General features: G+C 71.7%; 14 protein-coding genes. 6 read left to right on the forward strand and 8 right to left on the reverse strand.

Features of this window, described 5'->3' with window-relative positions; translation table 11 throughout:
• Positions 1-12: 12 nt before the first annotated feature.
• The gene (locus D6B71_RS11170; RefSeq protein WP_164519624.1) at positions 13-1,164 is read left to right on the forward strand and encodes an AI-2E family transporter; all 1,152 of its coding nucleotides are present in this window, start codon (positions 13-15) and stop codon (positions 1,162-1,164) included.
• Here D6B71_RS11170 and dapC read toward each other — a convergent pair.
• Both dapC and fdxA read right to left on the reverse strand, forming a co-directional pair.
• Complete coding sequence (gene dapC / locus D6B71_RS11175) at positions 1,154-2,275, reverse strand: succinyldiaminopimelate transaminase (RefSeq protein WP_121254983.1); 1,122 nt, start codon at positions 2,273-2,275, stop codon at positions 1,154-1,156. The two genes, D6B71_RS11170 and dapC, sit on opposite strands and share 11 nt — an antisense overlap.
• 5 nt (positions 2,276-2,280) lie before the next feature.
• Positions 2,281-2,610, reverse strand: coding sequence for a ferredoxin (gene fdxA / locus D6B71_RS11180; protein ID WP_121254985.1), 330 nt, complete (start codon positions 2,608-2,610; stop codon positions 2,281-2,283).
• 59 nt (positions 2,611-2,669) lie between these two features.
• On the opposite strand from fdxA, the gene D6B71_RS11185 reads away from it, so the two are divergent.
• The 3 genes from D6B71_RS11185 (at position 2,670) to D6B71_RS11195 (ending at position 5,878) form a co-directional block, all read left to right on the forward strand.
• Positions 2,670-3,662, forward strand: coding sequence for a GNAT family N-acetyltransferase (locus D6B71_RS11185; RefSeq protein ID WP_121254987.1), 993 nt, complete (start codon positions 2,670-2,672; stop codon positions 3,660-3,662).
• A 135-nt stretch (positions 3,663-3,797) separates the two neighbouring features.
• Entirely contained in the window at positions 3,798-5,336 is a 1,539-nt protein-coding gene (locus D6B71_RS11190; RefSeq protein WP_121254990.1) for a hypothetical protein, read from the forward strand.
• Positions 5,337-5,383: 47 nt separating this feature from the next.
• Positions 5,384-5,878 carry a hypothetical protein gene (locus D6B71_RS11195; RefSeq protein WP_126688243.1) on the forward strand — a complete coding sequence of 165 codons (495 nt, stop codon included), beginning with the start codon at positions 5,384-5,386 and terminating at the stop codon, positions 5,876-5,878.
• Between the two features lie 57 nt (positions 5,879-5,935).
• Here D6B71_RS11195 and D6B71_RS11200 read toward each other — a convergent pair whose 3' ends face one another.
• Genes D6B71_RS11200 through mshB form a run of 3 tightly spaced genes read right to left on the reverse strand, consistent with a single transcriptional unit; the run spans position 5,936 to position 8,963 of the window.
• Positions 5,936-7,681 (reverse strand): VanW family protein, encoded by a 1,746-nt coding sequence (locus D6B71_RS11200; protein WP_121254994.1) that lies wholly within the window; start codon positions 7,679-7,681, stop codon positions 5,936-5,938.
• 9 nt (positions 7,682-7,690) lie between these two features.
• Positions 7,691-8,053: a DUF6113 family protein gene (locus D6B71_RS11205; protein WP_121254996.1), complete on the reverse strand. Its 363-nt coding sequence runs from the start codon at positions 8,051-8,053 to the stop codon at positions 7,691-7,693.
• Position 8,054: 1 nt separating this feature from the next.
• Complete coding sequence (gene mshB, locus D6B71_RS11210; protein ID WP_121254998.1) at positions 8,055-8,963, reverse strand: N-acetyl-1-D-myo-inositol-2-amino-2-deoxy-alpha-D-glucopyranoside deacetylase; 909 nt, start codon at positions 8,961-8,963, stop codon at positions 8,055-8,057.
• 136 nt (positions 8,964-9,099) lie between these two features.
• On the opposite strand from mshB, the gene D6B71_RS11215 reads away from it, so the two are divergent.
• A complete protein-coding gene (locus tag D6B71_RS11215; protein ID WP_206051686.1) occupies positions 9,100-10,449 on the forward strand; it encodes an HNH endonuclease in 1,350 nt (449 codons plus the stop codon).
• Here D6B71_RS11215 and D6B71_RS11220 read toward each other — a convergent pair.
• Positions 10,436-11,110 carry a (deoxy)nucleoside triphosphate pyrophosphohydrolase gene (locus D6B71_RS11220; protein ID WP_240641313.1) on the reverse strand — a complete coding sequence of 225 codons (675 nt, stop codon included), beginning with the start codon at positions 11,108-11,110 and terminating at the stop codon, positions 10,436-10,438. The two genes, D6B71_RS11215 and D6B71_RS11220, sit on opposite strands and share 14 nt — an antisense overlap.
• 38 nt (positions 11,111-11,148) lie before the next feature.
• Here D6B71_RS11220 and D6B71_RS11225 point away from each other — a divergent pair, with 38 nt between their 5' ends.
• Complete coding sequence (locus D6B71_RS11225; protein WP_121255004.1) at positions 11,149-12,177, forward strand: hypothetical protein; 1,029 nt, start codon at positions 11,149-11,151, stop codon at positions 12,175-12,177.
• 57 nt (positions 12,178-12,234) lie between these two features.
• On the opposite strand, the gene D6B71_RS11230 is transcribed toward D6B71_RS11225, so the two are convergent.
• Together D6B71_RS11230 and D6B71_RS11235 are read right to left on the reverse strand one after the other, a co-directional pair.
• Positions 12,235-13,602, reverse strand: a complete 1,368-nt coding sequence (locus D6B71_RS11230; protein ID WP_121255006.1) for a hypothetical protein — start codon at positions 13,600-13,602, stop codon at positions 12,235-12,237.
• A 298-nt stretch (positions 13,603-13,900) separates the two neighbouring features.
• On the reverse strand, positions 13,901-17,179 hold the full coding sequence (locus tag D6B71_RS11235) for an Ig-like domain-containing protein (protein WP_121255008.1): 3,279 nt from the start codon (positions 17,177-17,179) through the stop codon (positions 13,901-13,903).
• Positions 17,180-17,274: the final 95 nt, after the last annotated feature.

Genomic DNA, 17,274 nt, shown 5'->3' on the forward strand with positions numbered 1-17,274 from the left:
TACCGGGTGCCCATGTGGTCACGACTCCGGACGGCACCCGCCCCACAGCCAGCCGAGGAGGCCTCCCCCGGGCCACGACCGGAGCGTCGCGAGGAGCGGATCGGCCGTGGACTCGGCTGGGCGGCGACCTGGTCGTGGCGCTGGGTCGGCATCGCGATCGCCGCCTGGCTGCTCGGGTGGCTGGTCGGCGTGCTGTGGGTGGTGGTGCTGCCGGCGTTCCTGGCGCTGATCCTCGCCTCGGTGCTGAGCCCGGCGACCCGCTGGCTGCGCGAGCGGGCGAGGCTGCCGTGGGCCGCCGCGGCCGGCGTCGTCCTGGTGGGCTCGCTGGGCCTGCTGGTCGGCCTCGGCGCGGCGATGGCGCCGTTCGTGGGCGGCCAGTGGAGCCAGATCGTGGACGACGCGTGGCAGGGCATCGACCAGCTGCGCGACTGGGCGGCCGAGCGCGAGCTGGTCACCCAGGAGCAGGTGGACGACGCGCTGGCCGACGCCCGCAGCCGGCTCTCCAGCAGCGCCGGGTCGATCGCCAGCGGTGTACTGACCGGGGTCAACACCGTCACGAACTGGCTGGTCACGCTGGTGCTGACGCTGGTGCTGACCTTCCTCTACCTCAAGGACGGCCACCGGTTCCCGGGCTGGGTGCGGCGCACCAGCGGCCCGCGGGCCGGCGTCCACCTCGAGAAGGTGCTCAGCGAGGTGTTCGCGACGCTCGGCGGCTTCGTCCGCACCCAGGCGATCGTCAGCTTCTTCGACGCGGTGCTGATCGGCGTCGCGCTGGTGGTGATCGGGGTGCCGCTGGCGCTGCCGCTGGCCGTGCTCACCTTCATCGGCGGGTTCGTGCCGATCCTCGGCGCGTTCGTGGCCGGCGGGCTGGCGGTCCTCGTCGCCCTGGTCTCGGTGGGCTGGGAGGGCGCGCTGATGGTGCTGGCCGCGATCGTCGTGGTCCAGCAGCTCGAGGGCAACGTGCTCCAGCCGTGGCTGCAGTCGAAGGCGATGCAGCTGCACGCGGGGGTGGTGATCCTGGCCGTGACGCTGGGCTCCACCCTGTTCGGGGTCGCCGGGGCGTTCCTCGCGGTGCCGGTGGCGGCGATGGCCGCGGTGGTGCTGCGCTACCTCAGCTCTCAGGCCGAGCCGACCCCGCCTGCCGCAGCGCCGATCAGGCGTTGAGCCGGGCGACCGCCTGCTCGACCCGCTCGTCGGTGGCGGTGAACGCCACCCGCACGTGCTCGTGGCCGGCGCGGCCGTAGAACGCGCCCGGCGCGACCAGGATGCCGCGGTCGGCGAACCAGGAGACCGTGGTCCAGCAGTCCTCGCCGCGGGTGGCCCACAGATAGAGCGAGGCCTCGGAGTGGTCGATGCGGAAACCCGCCTCGGCCAAGGCCGGCAGCAGCCGCGCCCGCCGGGCGGCGTACCGGTCGTGCTGCTCGCGGGCGTGGTCGTCGTCGTCGAGGGCGGCGATCATCGCGGCCTGCTGGGGGCCCGGCATCTGCAGCCCGAGGTTCTTACGGACGGCGAGCAGCTCGCCGACCAGAGCCGGGTCGCCGGCCACGAACGCGGTGCGATAGCCGGCCATGTTGGAGCGCTTCGAGAGCGAGTGCACCGAGAGGATGCCCTCGAGCGAGCCGCCGTTGGCCTGCGGGTGCAGCACCGACATCGGCCCCGGCTCCTCCCAGGCGCACTCGAGGTAGCACTCGTCGGAGACCAGGATCGTGCCGCGCTCACGGCACCAGTCGACGACCTTGCGCAGGTGCTCGACGGGCAGCACCTGGCCGGTCGGGTTCGACGGCGAGTTCAGCCACAGCAGCGCCGGCGCCTCGGGGCCCAGCGAGGTCAGCGAGTCGGTGGCGACCGCGCGGGCGCCGCACAGCGCCGCACCCACTTCGTACGTCGGGTAGGCCAGCGCCGGGTAGACGATCAGGTCGCCCGCACCGAGGCCGAGGTGACCGGGCATCGAGGCGATCAGCTCCTTGGAGCCGATCACCGGCAGCACCCCGTCGAGGCCGAGGCCCACCCCCTCGACACCGTGGTTGCGGGCCAGCCAGTCCAGGCATGCCTGGCGGGTGTCGGCGCGGCCGATCGTGAGCGGGTAGCCCGGGGAGTCGGCGTCGGCGCGCAGCGCGGCCTGCACCACCTCGGGGGTGGCGTCGACCGGGGTGCCGACCGAGAGGTCGACGATGCCGCCGGCGTGCGCGCGCGCCCGCTCGGCGTACGAGGTGAGCTTGTCCCAGGGGAAGTCCGGCAGCCGGCCTGAGACCGAAGGCCGAGACCGCCGAGACACAGGCGTCAGTGGTTGTCCTGGTTCTGCGGGGGCAGCGCCGCCACGAACGGGTGGTCCTTGTCGATCTCGCCCATCTTCGCCGCGCCGCCGGGCGAGCCGAGGTCGTCGAAGAAGTTCACGTTGGCGTCGTAGTAGTCCTTCCACTCCTCCGGCGTGTCGTCTTCGTAGAAGATCGCCTCGACCGGGCAGACCGGCTCGCAGGCGCCGCAGTCGACGCACTCGTCGGGGTGGATGTAGAGCATCCGCTTGCCCTCGTAGATGCAGTCGACGGGGCACTCGTCGACGCAGGCACGGTCCTTGACGTCGACACACGGCTGGGCGATGACGTAGGTCACCAGGTCCTCCTGAGAACGCGGGCGGGAGCGGGTGCTCACACGAACCCTAGTATCCCGACATGGCCGAGTTTCCGGTACCCGACATCCCTGAGACCGAGACCCTCGGTGCGCACGGCCTCGGCCCGCACGTCGTCGGCCAGCGCGTCGTCGTACGCCGGGTGCTGCGGGGCGAGCGCGGACCGACCGGCGGGCCGGCGTTCACCGACCAGCTCGGGGTGTGCCTGGCCTGGGCGGACGGCTGGTGCGTGGTGCAGCCGGAGTCGGGCGACCCGGTGCGGATCGCGGTCGCCGACATCGTCTCCGGCAAGCCGGTGCCGCCGCGGCCGGCGGTCCGGCACCGGGTGGGCCCGCGCGAGGCGCAACTGCGCGGCACGGCGCTGTTCCCCGACGTGGTGACCGAGCCGGTGGGCGACTGGCTGCTGCGCACCTGCCCCGGCGAGACGGCCCGGCGGGCCAACTCGGTGCTGGCGTTCGGGCCGCCGGGCCCGGAGGTGGAGCCGGCCTACGACCGGGTGGTCGCGCACTACCGGGCGACGACCGGCCGGCCGATCGCGGCGGTGCTGCCCGGCTCCGACGAGGAGGCACTGTTCCTCTCGCGCGGCTGGGTGGCTGAGAGCAGTGACGCCGACACGGTGTTCCAGATCGCCGGGGTGGCACGGGCGCTGCGGGCGGCTCGTCGTTCGGTGGTCGGGCGTGCCCCGGTGGTCGAGCTTGCCGAGACGCCGGCGGTCGCCCGCGCCCCGGTGGTCGAGCTTGCCGAGACCCCCCTGGTCCGCGCGACCATCCACCTCGACGGCACCGAGGCCGCCTCCGGTGTCGCAGCGTACGCCGAGGACTGGGTGGGCTTCCGCAGCATCGTCGTCGACCCGGCGTACCGCCGTCGTGGCCTGGCTGTGGCGGTGATGGCGGAGCTGCTGGCGTGGGGGGCCGAGCTGGGGGCGACGACCGCCTATCTGCAGGTGCTCGGCGACAACGAGCCGGCGCTGGCGCTCTACGAGCGGCTGGGTTTCCGCGACCACCACCGCTACCGCTACCTGGCTCCGGACGACTAGACCTCCCGACTAGACCTGAGGGCGAAAACCACGGGCGGAGACGACCTTCTCGAAGGAAAGTTGCGCAGCGGTGCAACCGGCACTGGGGCCTGGGCGTCAGTCCAGGGCTACGCACCTGTCGAGAAGGAGAGAGCGATGCAGCACGCCACCCTGCACCGTCCGTCGTCGTCCCGTCCCGGTCGGCTCGCCCCCGCGCGCCCCGTGCCGGCGGCCCGCGCCACGGCGCCCGCCGTCGTCCGCCGGCAGGGCCGGCCCTACCGGCTGCCGGAGGACCCGACCCCGCTGACCGCGGCGACCACCGACCCGGTGTCGCGGGTGGCGTGGCTGCTGGGCGCGTCGCGCACGCACGGCCCGGACGACCGGTTCGCGACCCGGGAGGGCTTCCTGCCGGCGCTGCAGGAGGAGGGCATCGCGGTCGACCCGACCCGGCTGAGCCGGTGGGAGTCGGGCCGCGCGCCGGTCCCGGTGGAGGCGCTGGCGGCGTACGAGCGGCTGCTGCGACTGCCGGCCGGGCGGCTGTCGGTCACGGCGACCGCGGCGCTGCTGAGCCAGGGTCGGGCGGGCGCGCTGGACGCGGAGGCCGAGGAGGCGCACCGGCGGTTGGACTCGCTGTTCGCTGCGACGCTGGGTGGCGACGCCGCCCCGCAGGCATGGTTGGACCTGGGCGAGGCAGTGACACGGGGGCCGCGGGTCTATCTGCTGCCGGAGACCTGGGCGCGCGTGTGCGACCTGCTGGCCGACGAGCTGCTGACCGCGCGCGGGCTCGACCTGACCGCCCGCTTCGAGACGCTGCGGCTGCTGGTCGGGCACGGTCCGGCGACACGGCACGCGGTGAAGGCGATCGGGCGGCTGGTGACCAGCCCGGACGCGGAGTTCGTGGTGCAGCCGCTGTCGCTGCTGCAGGCGGTCTCGGAGCCGCAGGCCGACGGGCTGCTGTTCAAGCTGCTCGGTGACGTGCCGGGGCACCGGCGGGCCGGGGCGGCGTGGGCGGTGTCGGCGCGGCTGGCGCAGGGCCGGATCGCCGAGGAGGACCTGCCCCGGGTGGCGGAGCTGGCGGTTCAGATGCTGCAGCGGGCGACCCGGCCGCTGCACCGGCTGGACGCGCTGGCGCTGCTGGCCCACCTGCCGGCTGAGCTGGCCAGCCTCGCGGGGCTGGACGAGTCCACGAGGACGTGGGTGTCGGGCTGCCACCGCAGCAAGGAGCTGCACGGCCTGGACGCCGCCCGCACGCTGTCGATGCGCATCGCGGAGCGGGTGCAGCTGGCGACGCCGTCGGTGCGCGCCGTGGAGCCGGACCGGATGCTGCAGCGGCTGGTGCGCGAGCTGCTGGCGCACACCTCGCCGGAGCGGCGCTACCAGGCCGCGGTGATGCTGGCGGCCAGCCCCTACCGCCCGCGGCTGGGCGACGAGCTGCTCGCCCTCGCGGCCACCACCCGCGACGAGACGCTGGCCGCGACCGCGCTCACCGGCATGTTCCTGCTCGCCGACGAGGGCCACCGCGACCAGCTGCTCGAGCTGGGCCTGGGCGACCGGCCGGTGCCGGTGCGCGCTCTGGCGCTGATGGCGCTGGGACAGGTCTCCGGGGCGCTGTCGGACGCCGAGGTCTCGGCGCTGATGGCGGTCGCCGACGAGCCGGGGCTGGGGGTGGCGGCGCGGCGGGTGCTGGGTGGGTGACCGGGCGGTTGGCCGGGGCAACCAGGGGGATGCTGGAATGGGGCACCATGCGCAACCTGCTTCGACTTCCTGCCGTGTCCCTGCTCGCTCTCACCCTGTTCGTGGGGTGCAGCGGCGACGACGAGAAGGAGCCTGAGGCCGATCCGTCGCCGACGGCCGAGGTTTCACAGGAAGGCCCGGCTCCAGCCCAGGAGCGTGGGTGCAAGGTCGAGGTCGAGGTGACCGGCACCGTCGAGGCCTCCTGGACCGGAAAGGCGACTGTCCGCTTGTCCGAAGAGGAGCCAACGGCCATCTACCAGGCACAGGACGGAGAGTCGTCGATCGCGGTCTACTCGCCGCTGAACGACAACCCTGCCAGCGCGAATGTCACCGTGGGCGACTCCACTTTCACCACCCCGCTCGGCGACGACACCGGTCTCGAGGTGGCGGAGGATGGCTCCGGCGCGGCCGTCGCCGCCGACGCGACCGGGATCGACGACAACCAGGTGCGCATCGACGCGGTGTTCGAGTGCGGCAAGCCTAAGAAGGGCAGCTCAGACTGAGTAGCCACGGCAGCCGACGGGGCGAGAAACGATGCGCCGTGAGTCCCTTCTTGCCGCTCAGTTCCCCTTCGGCGGCTTGCAGATGATGGTGTCCGAGGGGATGTAGGTCGTATTGAAGACCTCCCGGTGGTGCACCTCGTCCTCGCCGTGCTCCCGGAAGACCCGGGTGACGTCGATGTCGAACCCGCCGTAGCCGGTGTTCGGCATGCAGTTCGGCGTGCGCAGCGTCTGGGTGCCGGGCGAGGTGAAGTTGTAGCGCTCACCGGTGATCGACTCGATGTCCCAGACCTTCGTGGAGTACATCGTGGCGATGACGGTGCCCTGCGAGCGGCCGGCGCTGGCTATCACCTCGGTGTCGATGAGGATGCCGTAGGGGGTGTCGTTCTTGAAGCGGAGGTCGACCGCGCCCCAGGCGACGGTCGCCTCGCGACCCACCGGGTAGCGGTCGATGTAGACTGAGTGCGGCTTGTGCTCGACGTCCTCGAGCCCGGCGAAGAAGGCGGCGTTGAACAGCGTGGTCGCCATCTGCGAGACCCCACCGCCGAGGTCCTGCACGAAGACCCCGTTGCTGATGATCGTGCCGGTGGTGAAGCCGTTCTCGGCGGTCCGCTCGCCGACGGTGTCGTTGAGCGAGAACGTCTCCCCCGGCTTCAGCACGGTGCCGTCGATCAGCTCGGCCGCCCGGCCGATGTTCACGTCGCGGTAGGTCGCCGGCGGGTAGTAGGTGGTGAAGGTCGAGACCTCTTCGCGGATCTTGAGCTGCCGGGCCTCCTTGGTGGTGAAGTCGGCCTCGGCCACCGTGGCCTCGACCTTCATCTCGCGCTCGCCCTCCGGGCGGGTGACCAGCTCGAGGAGGGTGTCGGCGATGTCGGCCGGTCGGTAGGTCACGCCCGGCTTGGACGGGATCACCTTCGGCTTGCCGTCGACCAGCTCCACGGACGCGTCCACCGGAGCGCCCTCCTCGGCGACCGAGTCGTCGACCAGCGCACGGAGCCGTTTGCGCTTCAGCGAAGGCACCAACCCGCCATTGTCGGGCTTCAACGCGAGCGCCGGCGAGAACTGCTCGGGGGTGAGCCGCACCGGGGAGTCGCCGAAGCGCAGCGTGACGGCGCCGGAGATCGCCGGGTTGGCGAACTCGTCGACCGCCTTCCGCACGTCGGCCTCGTCGATCTCGGGGACCGCGTCGACCAGGTCGAGCGCGACGATGCGCTCCTCGCCCTCGGCGAGGAAGGCTGCGGTGAGCGCCTCGCGGGCGGCGTCCTGGTCGACCTCGAGCCCGAGTCGGGGGTCGGTGACCACGACGCGCGCGCCGTCGAAGCCGACACGGCCGTCGCGAGCGGGGGTGCCGACCTGCTCGTCGAGCGTGTCGAGCGCGTCGGAGAGCGCGCGCTCGTCGACGGCCACGATGGCCTCGAGATCCTCACCGTCGGTGAAGTGGTCCCACAGCCGGCGCGGGTCCCAGCTGCGTTCGCCGCCGGCCTCGGCGACGGAGCCCTCGTAGTCGACCTCCAGCCCGGCCTCGTCCGCGGTCAGCGCCACCCGCTCGCCGTCGACGTCGAGGATCATCGGCTGCTCGACCCGGTCCGCGAGGCCCCTGCGCAGCTTGGCCTCCGCCTTCTCCGGCGACAGGCCGCCGACGTCGACGCCGGAGATCGTGGTGCCCTCGGGCACGCCGTCACCGACCACGGCGTACGCCGTGCCCCATCCGCCGCCGACCAGGAGCAACAGCAGGGCGATGACGAAGATGACGGCGCGCCCGCCCTCCTTCTCGGGGGCGGCGTCGTCGCTCTTCTTCTTCGTCACGACGTCATCCTAGGAAGCGGGGGTGTCTGCGCCGGGCTGCACCCGCCGGGGGCGAGACGCGGTCACGATGCCGGCGACGGTGATCGCGACCGCGGCGGCGAGCAGGGTGTAGCCGCGCCAGTCGGCGGAGATCACATAGTCGCCCTCGGCGCGGGGGGTGGTCAGCCAGGCGACCATGCTCGCCCAGCCCAGCGCAAACGCGAGCCGGGTCCACCACCCGCGCGGCAAGGCATAGACCGGCACCAGCGTGGCGGCGATCGCGAGCGGCAGCCCCCAGTCGAGGGCGTGGACTGCGGTGGCGGCGACCCCGACCGCGGCGCCGAGCAGGAGCAGGCCGGCCGCGCAGACGCCGTGGAGGAGGGCTCGCCCCACCTCAGAGGCCGGCGAAGAGGTCGGTCTCGAGACCGTCGGGGCCGAGCGGGCCGAGCTCACCCTTGGCGATCCGGTAGAACTCCAGGCCCCAGGCGGTGCTGCCGACGTTGTTGGAGAGCGCGAAGAACGGTCCGTCGGTGGTGATCTGGGTGGCGTGGGCGCGCATGGCGGCCATCTTCTGCTCGAAGTAGTCGGTGGCGTCGACGCCGGCGGCGAGGTCCTCGTCGGCGGTGACGAACGGCGGCAGCGGGCCGTCGGGGTCCATGCCCTCGAAGGTGGTGGTGTCGCCCGACTCACGAAGCTTGCGCAGTCCGTCGCGCATCCGGCTCTCGCTCATCGCGCTCCAGTAGATCTTGGCGATCTCCCAGGCCTCGCCGAGGTCGCGGCGGTACGACGGCACGGCGGCCAGCGAGGCGGCGTACATCGCGACCCGGTGGGCCTGGATGTGGTCGGGGTGGCCGTAGCCGCCGAACTGGTCGTAGGTGACCAGCACCTGCGGCCGGACCTCGCGGATGATCTCGACCAGATGGTCGGAGGCCTCGGTGAGGTCGGCGCGCCAGAAGGCGTTCTCGTGGATGTCGTCGGCGGCGACGGCGTGTCCGTCCTCGTGCCACTTCATGCCGGAGTCGCGGTAGCGCCCGAAGCCGCCGAGGAAGCGGTGGTCGGTGACACCGAGCGCGGCCATGGCCTCGGCCAGCTCGCCGCGACGGTGCTCGCCGAGCCCGTCGTCGCGGTCGGCGGCCAGGTGCTCGAGCTCGGGCACCAGGATCTCGCCCATCTCACCGGCGGTGCAGGTGACCAGCGTGACCTGGCGCCCCTCGGCGGCGTACTTCGCCATGGTCGCGCCGTTGCCGATGGTCTCGTCGTCGGGGTGGGCGTGCACGAGCAGCAGCCGCTGGTCAGAGGTCATGAGCCAGAGCCTATCGACCCCACCCGGTGGTCGAGTCGCCGAGAACGCCTCGACAACCACCGCGAACCCCTTCCGCCACCTGCCCGGGTGAGGTAGAATCGAACACATGCTCGAAATCAGCGCAATCATACGCTCGGTGGCCACCACCACCGGCTCGCTTGCGCGCCTCGGCACCCCCGACGAAAACCTCACCGACGCCGAGCGCATCGATGCGATCCGCCGTCTCGACGACCTCAAGGCCGCGGCCACGGCCGCGCAGGCCCGGCTGACTGACGGGTTCGTCGCTTCCCAGCGCGAGCGGCACCTGGCCGCCGGCCGCAACCCGCGCCACCAGGACGAGGGCCTCCCGCAACAGGTCGGCTGGGCGCACCGCGAGTCCCCGCACCGCGGCGGCCAGTTGATCGCCCTGGCCCGCGTGCTGGTGCACGAGATGCCGGCCACGCTGGCGGCGATGACCGAGGGTTGGCTCTCCCAGCGCCGCGCCGAGGCGCTGGTGCGCGAGACCGCCTGCCTCTCCCTCGACGACCGGCGCACGGTCGACCGCGTCCTCGCCGGCGACCGGGCGCGCATCGAGTCGCTCTCCTACCGCCAGCTCGAAGCGGAGGCCAAGCGCTTGGCCGCGACGCTCGACGCCGAGGCCGTGGTCGCCCGGGCCCGCAAGGCCGAGGCCGACCGGCGGGTCAGCATCCGCCCGGCCCCCGACACCATGGTCTGGGTCGGCGCGCTGCTACCGGTGAAGCAGGGCGTCGCTGCCTACGCGGCGCTCAAGGCCTACGCCGACCGTGGGCGGGCCGACGGCGACGACCGCTCACAGCACCAGCTGATGGCCGACGAGTTCGTCGCCCGGCTGACCGGTGTGAAGACGGCCGGTCAGATCCCCGTCACGGTCGGTCTCGTGATGACCGACCGAGCCCTGCTGCACCGTGACGACGAGCCGGCAGAGATCGAGGGCTACGGCCCGGTTCCGGCCGAGTGGGCCCGGGATCTGCTGGTCGACACCCTCGAGGCCCAAGGGGTCGGCGACGACGTCCTGGCGTGGATGCGCCGCCTCTACACCCACCCCACCACCGGCGAGCTCGTCTCGATGGACTCGGTGCAGCGGGCGTTCACCGGCGCGCTGGCGCGCTACCTGGGCCTGCGCGACGGCGGCATCTGCCGCAACGCCTTCTGCGGCGCCCCGATCCGCCACGTCGACCACGTCCGACGTGTGGCAGACGGTGGCGCCACGACCGGACCGAACGGGCAGGGTCTCTGCGAGGCGTGCAACTACGCCAAGGAGGCCCCCGGCTGGTCCACCCGGGTGGTCATCGACCACCTGGGCCGCCACGTCGTCGAGACGACGACCCCGACCGGCCACACCTACCGCTCCCCCGCCCCGGCACTGCCGGGCCACTCCCCACCGCCCTGGCGAGGCAGGGTGGTCGAGTTCGAGGGCGGCATCGCCCGCGAGGTCGAGCCGGGCGTCTACGAGCTCACGGCCGCTTGATCCGTTTCGGCGCGTCCGGAAGTTGAACTGCGCCCACGGCGCCGGCTGCCTCTTCCCCATCCAGCCACCCGTCGTGCTCGTCCACGAGCAGCTCGAGGAGGACTTCGGGCGCGTCGGAGAGCACTGCCCACGGGTGGTCCTCGTCGTCGTCCTCACCGGCCAGCCATTCGCGCTCGACCCAGGCGTCATAGCCCTGCTCGGAGAGCAGCCGCACCACGGCGATCGCGTCATCCTCGTCGAAGAAGACGGCGCGCACCCCCGGTGTCACCGCTCCCAGCAGCTGCTGCCGGAGCGCCGGCAGGAACGGTCGGTCGGGCTCGAGCCAGTCGACGTCGTCGAGCTCGTCGGGGCCCAGCCAGAGCACCCGGTCGTGCTCGGCGGGTTCCGGTTCACCGGCCACCAGGCGGCACACCGCTACCACGAGCTGGTGGCGCTCTCCGATCGGCACCGCCCCGGGCAGCCACGAGCGCACCTCGACGCCACACCCGAGCTCTTCGTCGATCTCGCGGAGCAGTGCCGACTCGGGAGTCTCACCGGGCTGGACCTTTCCGCCGGGCAGCTCCCAGCGGCCCGCGGTCTCGGCAGGTGCTGTCCGCCTCGCGCCGAGCAGCCGTCCACGGTGCACGATCGCCGCGCCCACCACGGTTGTCCGCTCAGTCACCGGCGTAACGCTAGCCGCGGCTGGATACCGTGCGCGACATGGGCGGCGAGGCGACGACGGGCATCCGGCTGCGACGGACCGCGGAGAAGGCTGCCGAGATCGACGCCCTCGCGCGGAGACTTGGTGGCAGGGTCGAGCTGCCCGTGCTGCTCGGCGACCTGAACCGACAGGGGCGACGAAGCTGGGCTCCTGGCCGCTCAGTGCGGCGCGCCCTCACCTGGGACGCAGCCGACCGTCGCGACCGCGACTGGTGGCCGCAGGGCATCACCACGTCGGCCGACGCTGACCACAGCGGTCTTGTGCACGGCCGGCGGCTGCTGGTGACGTCGTGGTACTCCAAGCACGGCCAGGGGGTGAGGCTCTCGTTCTTCGACCCGGAGACCCGGCGCTACCGGCACGTCCTGCTCGTCGAGCCGACGTCACGGGGCGAGGAGCCGGGGGTGCGGCCGTTGAAGGTGCATGCCGGCGGCATCGTCTGGCACGGCCCCTATCTGCACGTCGCGGCCACCGCCAAGGGCATCGCGGTCTGTCATGTCGACGATCTGCTACGCGTCCCCGACGCCGGCGTCGACGGCCTGGACGCGCACCACTACCGGTATCTCCTGCCCGTGCGGTTCTGGTACGCCGCGGAAGCCGACGACGGCACCGAACCCTTCCGATACTCCTTCATCTCCGCGGCCCTCACCCGTGACCGACCTGAGCTGATCGCCGGGGAGTACGGCAACAGCAAGCAGACGCGGCGGCTGGCCCGGTTCGGCTTCGGCGCGGACCACCTGCTGGCGGCGGACCCGTCCGGCGAGGTGAGACCCACGGAGGTGCACGCGGACGGTCCGCTGCGCATGCAGGGCGCCGTGCTGGTCGAGGGTCAGTGGTCCGCCACCACCTCGCACGGTCCCTGGACGCCGGGCTCGGTGTGGAGCGGCCGACCCGGGTTGATGAGGCGTCGGCGCTGGGCGGTGCCGATGGGCCCCGAGGACCTGACCTACGCTCCCCGGTGGGACGAGCGGTGGACCGTCACGGAGCACCCGCGGCGTCGCTGGATCGTGTCGCTGCGTTCTGGGGTGTAGACGTGAGACGCCCGCCCCGACTGTGTGTCGGGGCGGGCGTCACGGTCGAGCCGCCGACTACCAGAGTCGCTGCGGCCCGGGCGGCGGGGGCGGCGGCGGAGGCGGCTCCGTGGGCGGCGGCGGGGGCGGCGGCGTCGGGGTGCCTCCGCCTCCCCCACCTCCTCCGGAGGGCTTCACGCTGCGCAGTCGCAGGGCCGGCGACCAACCGGCGACATTGGCCTTGCCGCCGGTGGCACGGACCCGCCAGAAGCTGACCCCGGGCTTGGGCGCCTTCAGCTGGACCCGGTAGTCGCCACGGCCGTTGGTGCGGGCACTACGCACGCTCTTCCAGCGCTTGCCCACCCAGCGCTGGATCTTCAGCGCCGCCTTCTCCCGTGGGTAGACGGTGCCCGAGATGGCGACCTTGCTCCCCGGACGCACGGTCTTGTCGGAGAGCCGGCTCACGACGTTGTAGCGCACCCGGACCTTGAGCACCTGGGAGCTGGAGCCGTCGTAGACGCCTTCGCCGGCGTAGTCCACCCGGTAGACCGTGGTGCGGCTCGGGGTCAGCGCGACACTGGCGTTGCCCGTCTTGCCCAACCGGCGGGTCGCGAACTTGCGGAAGGAAGAGTCGTTGACCCCCCTGGCCCGCACGACGAGCTTCCCCGACTTGGGAGCGTTGTCGAAGAGCTTGCGCAGGCGCAGGTCGGCCGGCACCTTTGCGCCGGCGATGATGGTCGTGAGCCGCCGGGCCTTGCCGTCCAGCAGCATGGAGGTCCGGGTCTGGTAGCCCTCGAAGTCGTACACCTGCTTGGCGTCACCGGTGTCGACGGTGAGCTGGTCCAGGAAGAACGGGCGGCCGTCGCAGCCGAAGATGAACCCGACCCGCGCGCCCTCGCCGTCACCACCGTGGCCGTTGACGAACGACTCGATAGTCGCGTTGCCGGCATCTTCGTCGGCAACGCCGTCGGTGAAGTGCCGCCACTGGTAGGAGGAGGTGGCGGCGTTCAGCGTGCGCCAGCCACCGCTGGTGGCCGGCTCCAGGAGCGACCAGCCCTTCCAGACGCCCGCGCGGCCGGGCTGGACGAACGAGACGACCGCGGCACCGGCCGCCTGGGTCTCCGGTGCGTTCACCGCGATGCTCAAGGTGACGAGAGCCGAAGGCCGGGCGACCTGCACCATGGGTCCGATGCCGAAGCCCGACTCGAGGCCGGTCCACCCGACCGAGTGGTCACCGGCCGGGAGCGGGTCGGGACCGCGCCGGATGGTGACCTGGGGAGCCGTCGTGGGGGACTCCCCAGGGTTCAGACAACCCTGACTGGCGATCCGGATGCCACTGCGGGAGAAGTGGTCGCCGTCGACGGCGGTGTCGGCATGGGCGGTGGAGCCCACCAGGGCCGACCCCAGGAGAAGCAGGCTGGTGCCTGCGTGAAGCAAGAAGCGCATGGCCATCCTCGAGAACGGGCGGGCGAATGAGTGACGCGCGGAGCCTATCCCGTGGAGAGGTCCGCGAAACGCATCGAGGCGCCGCACAGGGTGCGGCGCCTCGATGGTTGGGCCGAAGGCCCGGCTAAGCAGGGCGATTCGGGCCACTCTCTGGCAGCGGCGTCAGAGAGTGAACCCGAACCGCGTCCATGGTCCCGACTTGGTCGTGCTGTCAGATCGGGGGTTGCGGGAGCGAGAAGCCCCCGACGGGTGGCCCCGGCGCGCTCTCACGCGCCGGGGCTCACCGTTGGGACCAACGTCAGCGAACGCGCTTCGAGTTGGACATGAAGGCAGCCGTCGGCACGTCGGTCTTGGCGACCTTGGCGACGTACTTGGTGAACTTCTTGCCGTTCCGGTCAGCAACCTTGAACTTGACGACACCGTTGGCGTTCGTCGTGCCGGTCGTGACGGCCTTGCGCTTGCCGTTCACGAACTTGAACAGCTTGACCTTGGTGCCTTCGGGAACAACGGTGGCCTTGACCCGCAGCTTGTCGGGCTTCGCGCCGTTGTTCTTGCCCTTCAGCTGCGCCACCGGCTCGTCGACCGGCGGCTCACCGACGAAGGTCACCTGCGCGGTCGCACGGCTCTCGGGGACGATCTGGTCGCCACCCACCGCGCTGTAGTCGGTGATCAGCGCCTCAACGGTCGCCGTTCCGGCCTTCGCGCCGGCGAACACGTAGCTCACCCGGCCAGCCTCGTTGGTGGTGCCGAAGCTGTTGAAGTCGCCGTCCTGGTAGTCGTCCGGACCGGTGCGGAAGAAGCCCACCTTGGCGCCGCGGATCGGCTCGCCGTTCTGGTCAACAGCCTGGTAGGTCATCAGCACCGTGGTGCCGACCGGCACGTCACCGGTGGTGTCGTGCGCCAGGGAGTAGGTCGAGTTCGCGAAGTCGATCTCGTACCACTCGACGGTCTCGCCCTCGTCGGAGAGTTCGGTGTCGTTGACGTCCTCGTCGCGCGCCGCCTGGAAGCCGGCGGTGACAAGGTCACCATCGGTCCAGGTGTTGCTGTCCGTGACCCACTCGCCCTCAACCGTCTGGTTGCCGGCAACGTTGGAGCTGAGCTCCAGGACGGGCGCCTCGTCGGCGAGCTGCGAGTCCACCGTCGTGGTGTTGTCGTCACCCTCCATGAGGGCACCGGCCAGGTTGTCGGTGAGGACGACGTTCTCGTCCTCGACCAAGTTGCCGAACTGGTCGGTGGTGAAGACGTTGTAGAAGACCGACTCGTTGGTCGGGGCCTTCGGCAGGATCGTCACGGTCTGCTGGTTGGCGGCCGCGCGCTCGACCCGGACTTCGCCGCCGTTCAGCGGGTCCATCGACACGAAGTTGACGGGCACCGTCTTGGTGACGCCGCCGGCCTCAATCGTGACCGTCGTGGTCACGGTCTCGTCGGTCTTGAAGCCCTCGTCCTCCTCAATCGCCACGACGGTGCCGGTCTCACCGGTGTCGTCGGTGGTGAACTCCTTGGACGTGCCGTCGGACTTCCACTCGCCGTAGAGACCGCCCTCGGCCGCGGCCGGGTCCGCCTTCAGGTCGGTGTCCGCCTCGGCGTTGGGGCTCAGGAAGCCCTTGTTCACGGTGACCGTGACCGGGTAGTCGGTCAGCAGGTCGCCGTCGGCGTTCTCGACGGTGATGTCGAGGTCCACCGGACGGCCCGGGGTGGCGATCCCGTCGATGAGCTCGTCGACATCGACGGTGATGTCGTCGGCGTTGACCGGGGCGACCGACTTCAGGAAGTCGACGTCGAGAACGCTGTTGTCGTTCGCGTTGCCGATGTCGGGGGTGTTGGCGGTCGCCGCGGTGAGGAAGCCGCCCAGCTCGTTGGCCGGGACGGCGGGAGCGACAACCGGCGGGTCGGTCAGCGCGACGCCGAACGAGCCGTCCGCGGCGGTCTTGGTGGTCGCGCCGGTGTTGCCGGTGCGGGTGGTGCCAGCCGGCTGAGCCGCCTGGGCCGCGACGACGGCGTCGCCCGTAGGCGTCCACGCGATCGACAGGTTGCGGCCCGGGAGCGGGGTGCCGTCGGCAAGCTCGAGGGTGCCCTCGAACGTGGCCGTCGTGTTGGACTGCGCCTGCGCGACGGTGCCGTCCTCCCAGACGACGTCCGCCTGGCCGGCCTTGACCGACAGGGCGGCACCGGCGAGGTCGCCATCGCCCTTGCCCGGGGTGCCGTCGCGGTTGATGTAGGTGATCAGCTCGTAGGTGCCGGCGAGATCCGCGGTGAACGGGATGTCGGCGACGCCGTCGGGTCCGGTGGTGGCCGACGCCTCGGGGAGGGTCTTCGGGTAACCGGCGGTCGCGGTGAAGGGGGTGACCTTCCACGCGTAGCGGACAATCTGGCCGGCGAGCGGAGCGCCGTTCTGGTCCTTGACCAGCACGGAGATGTCGTCGCCGTCGTTCTCGTCGAAGTCGAAGGCAGCGCCGTCGGCGGACGAGGGGGTGATCGAGGCGGCGCCCGGGGCGTACTCGGTCACGGTCACCGAGCGCTTGAAGTCGGTGCCGTTCTCGTAGGTCGCGGTGTTGGTGGTGTTGACGAAGTAGTAGTGCGTCTCACCGGTCGGGGAACCACCCACACCCGAGAAGGTGACCTCGCCGCGGGAGTTGGTGTAAGCCGCGGCCGCATCGCCGATGTTGTCCTGGTTGTCGTCCTCGAAGACCTGCGCACCCACGATCGGGGCGCCGTTCTGGTCCGTGACCTTGACCGTGACGGTGGTGTCCTCGTTGGTCTGGACGGTGGCGGCCTTGGCGGTGGCGGTGACCGTGGTGATGGTCTGCTTGTAGAGCGAGACGGCCTCGGCGTCTTCGCCCTCGCCGGTGACCTCGGCCTGAATGACGGCCTGGTCGACGATCGGGGCGGTGGCGTCCCAGGTGTAGCCGGTCAGCTCGACCGGGGCGGACCAGTCGCGGCTGGTGTCACCGGCGGTGACGGTCTCGGCGTAGTCCTCCGCCGTCCAAGTGGCACCGTCGGTCGAGACGCGAACGGTCGGGTCGGCGCCGAGGTCGGAGGTGGTCCCGGAAACGGCGGCCAGAAGGTCCTCGGCCACGCCGGTGTACGGCTGCTGGAAGGCGCCGACGGCGGAGCCGCCCGCGTTCGCGATGTCGATGGAGTCCGCGCTGGGCGAGACGAGCACGCTGTTCTCGTCCTCGTTGCCCTCGACACCGATGTTGTCGATCTCGGTGGCGCGGACGTCGACCGTGGTGTTGTAGAGCGCCGCCGCGGGGGTCCACTCGGTGGAGAAGGCCCCGTTCTCGCGAGCAACCGTCGCGATGTTGGCCCAGGTGGTTCCACCGTCGGTGGAGTACTCGAAGTGGACCTGGGCAACGTCGGGGCCGCCGGTCGCCAGGAGGCGCACGGTGGCGTTGACGCCGTCGTTCTTGATCGAGGCGACGGCCTCCGGCGTGACGAGGACAACCTCGTCAGCCGCGCCGGCCTGCTCGGCGATGGAGTTGGCCGAAGCCGAAGTGGCGAGGAACGGAAGTCCCGTTACCGCCAGGGCGGAGACGGCGGTGTACGCCAGTCCCCGCTTAATGCCGCTGCTGTTCATTCGTGTTTCCTTCCGGAGTGAAATGCGGGGTGTGAGGCGTTCGCCTCGCCCGTGCCGGCCCGACCCCGATGGTTCGCGCCGGCAGCCGGCGGGAC

Source organism: Nocardioides ferulae, assembly GCF_003660455.1.
In the GTDB taxonomy this organism is placed as follows: Bacteria; Actinomycetota; Actinomycetes; order Propionibacteriales; family Nocardioidaceae; genus Nocardioides; species Nocardioides ferulae.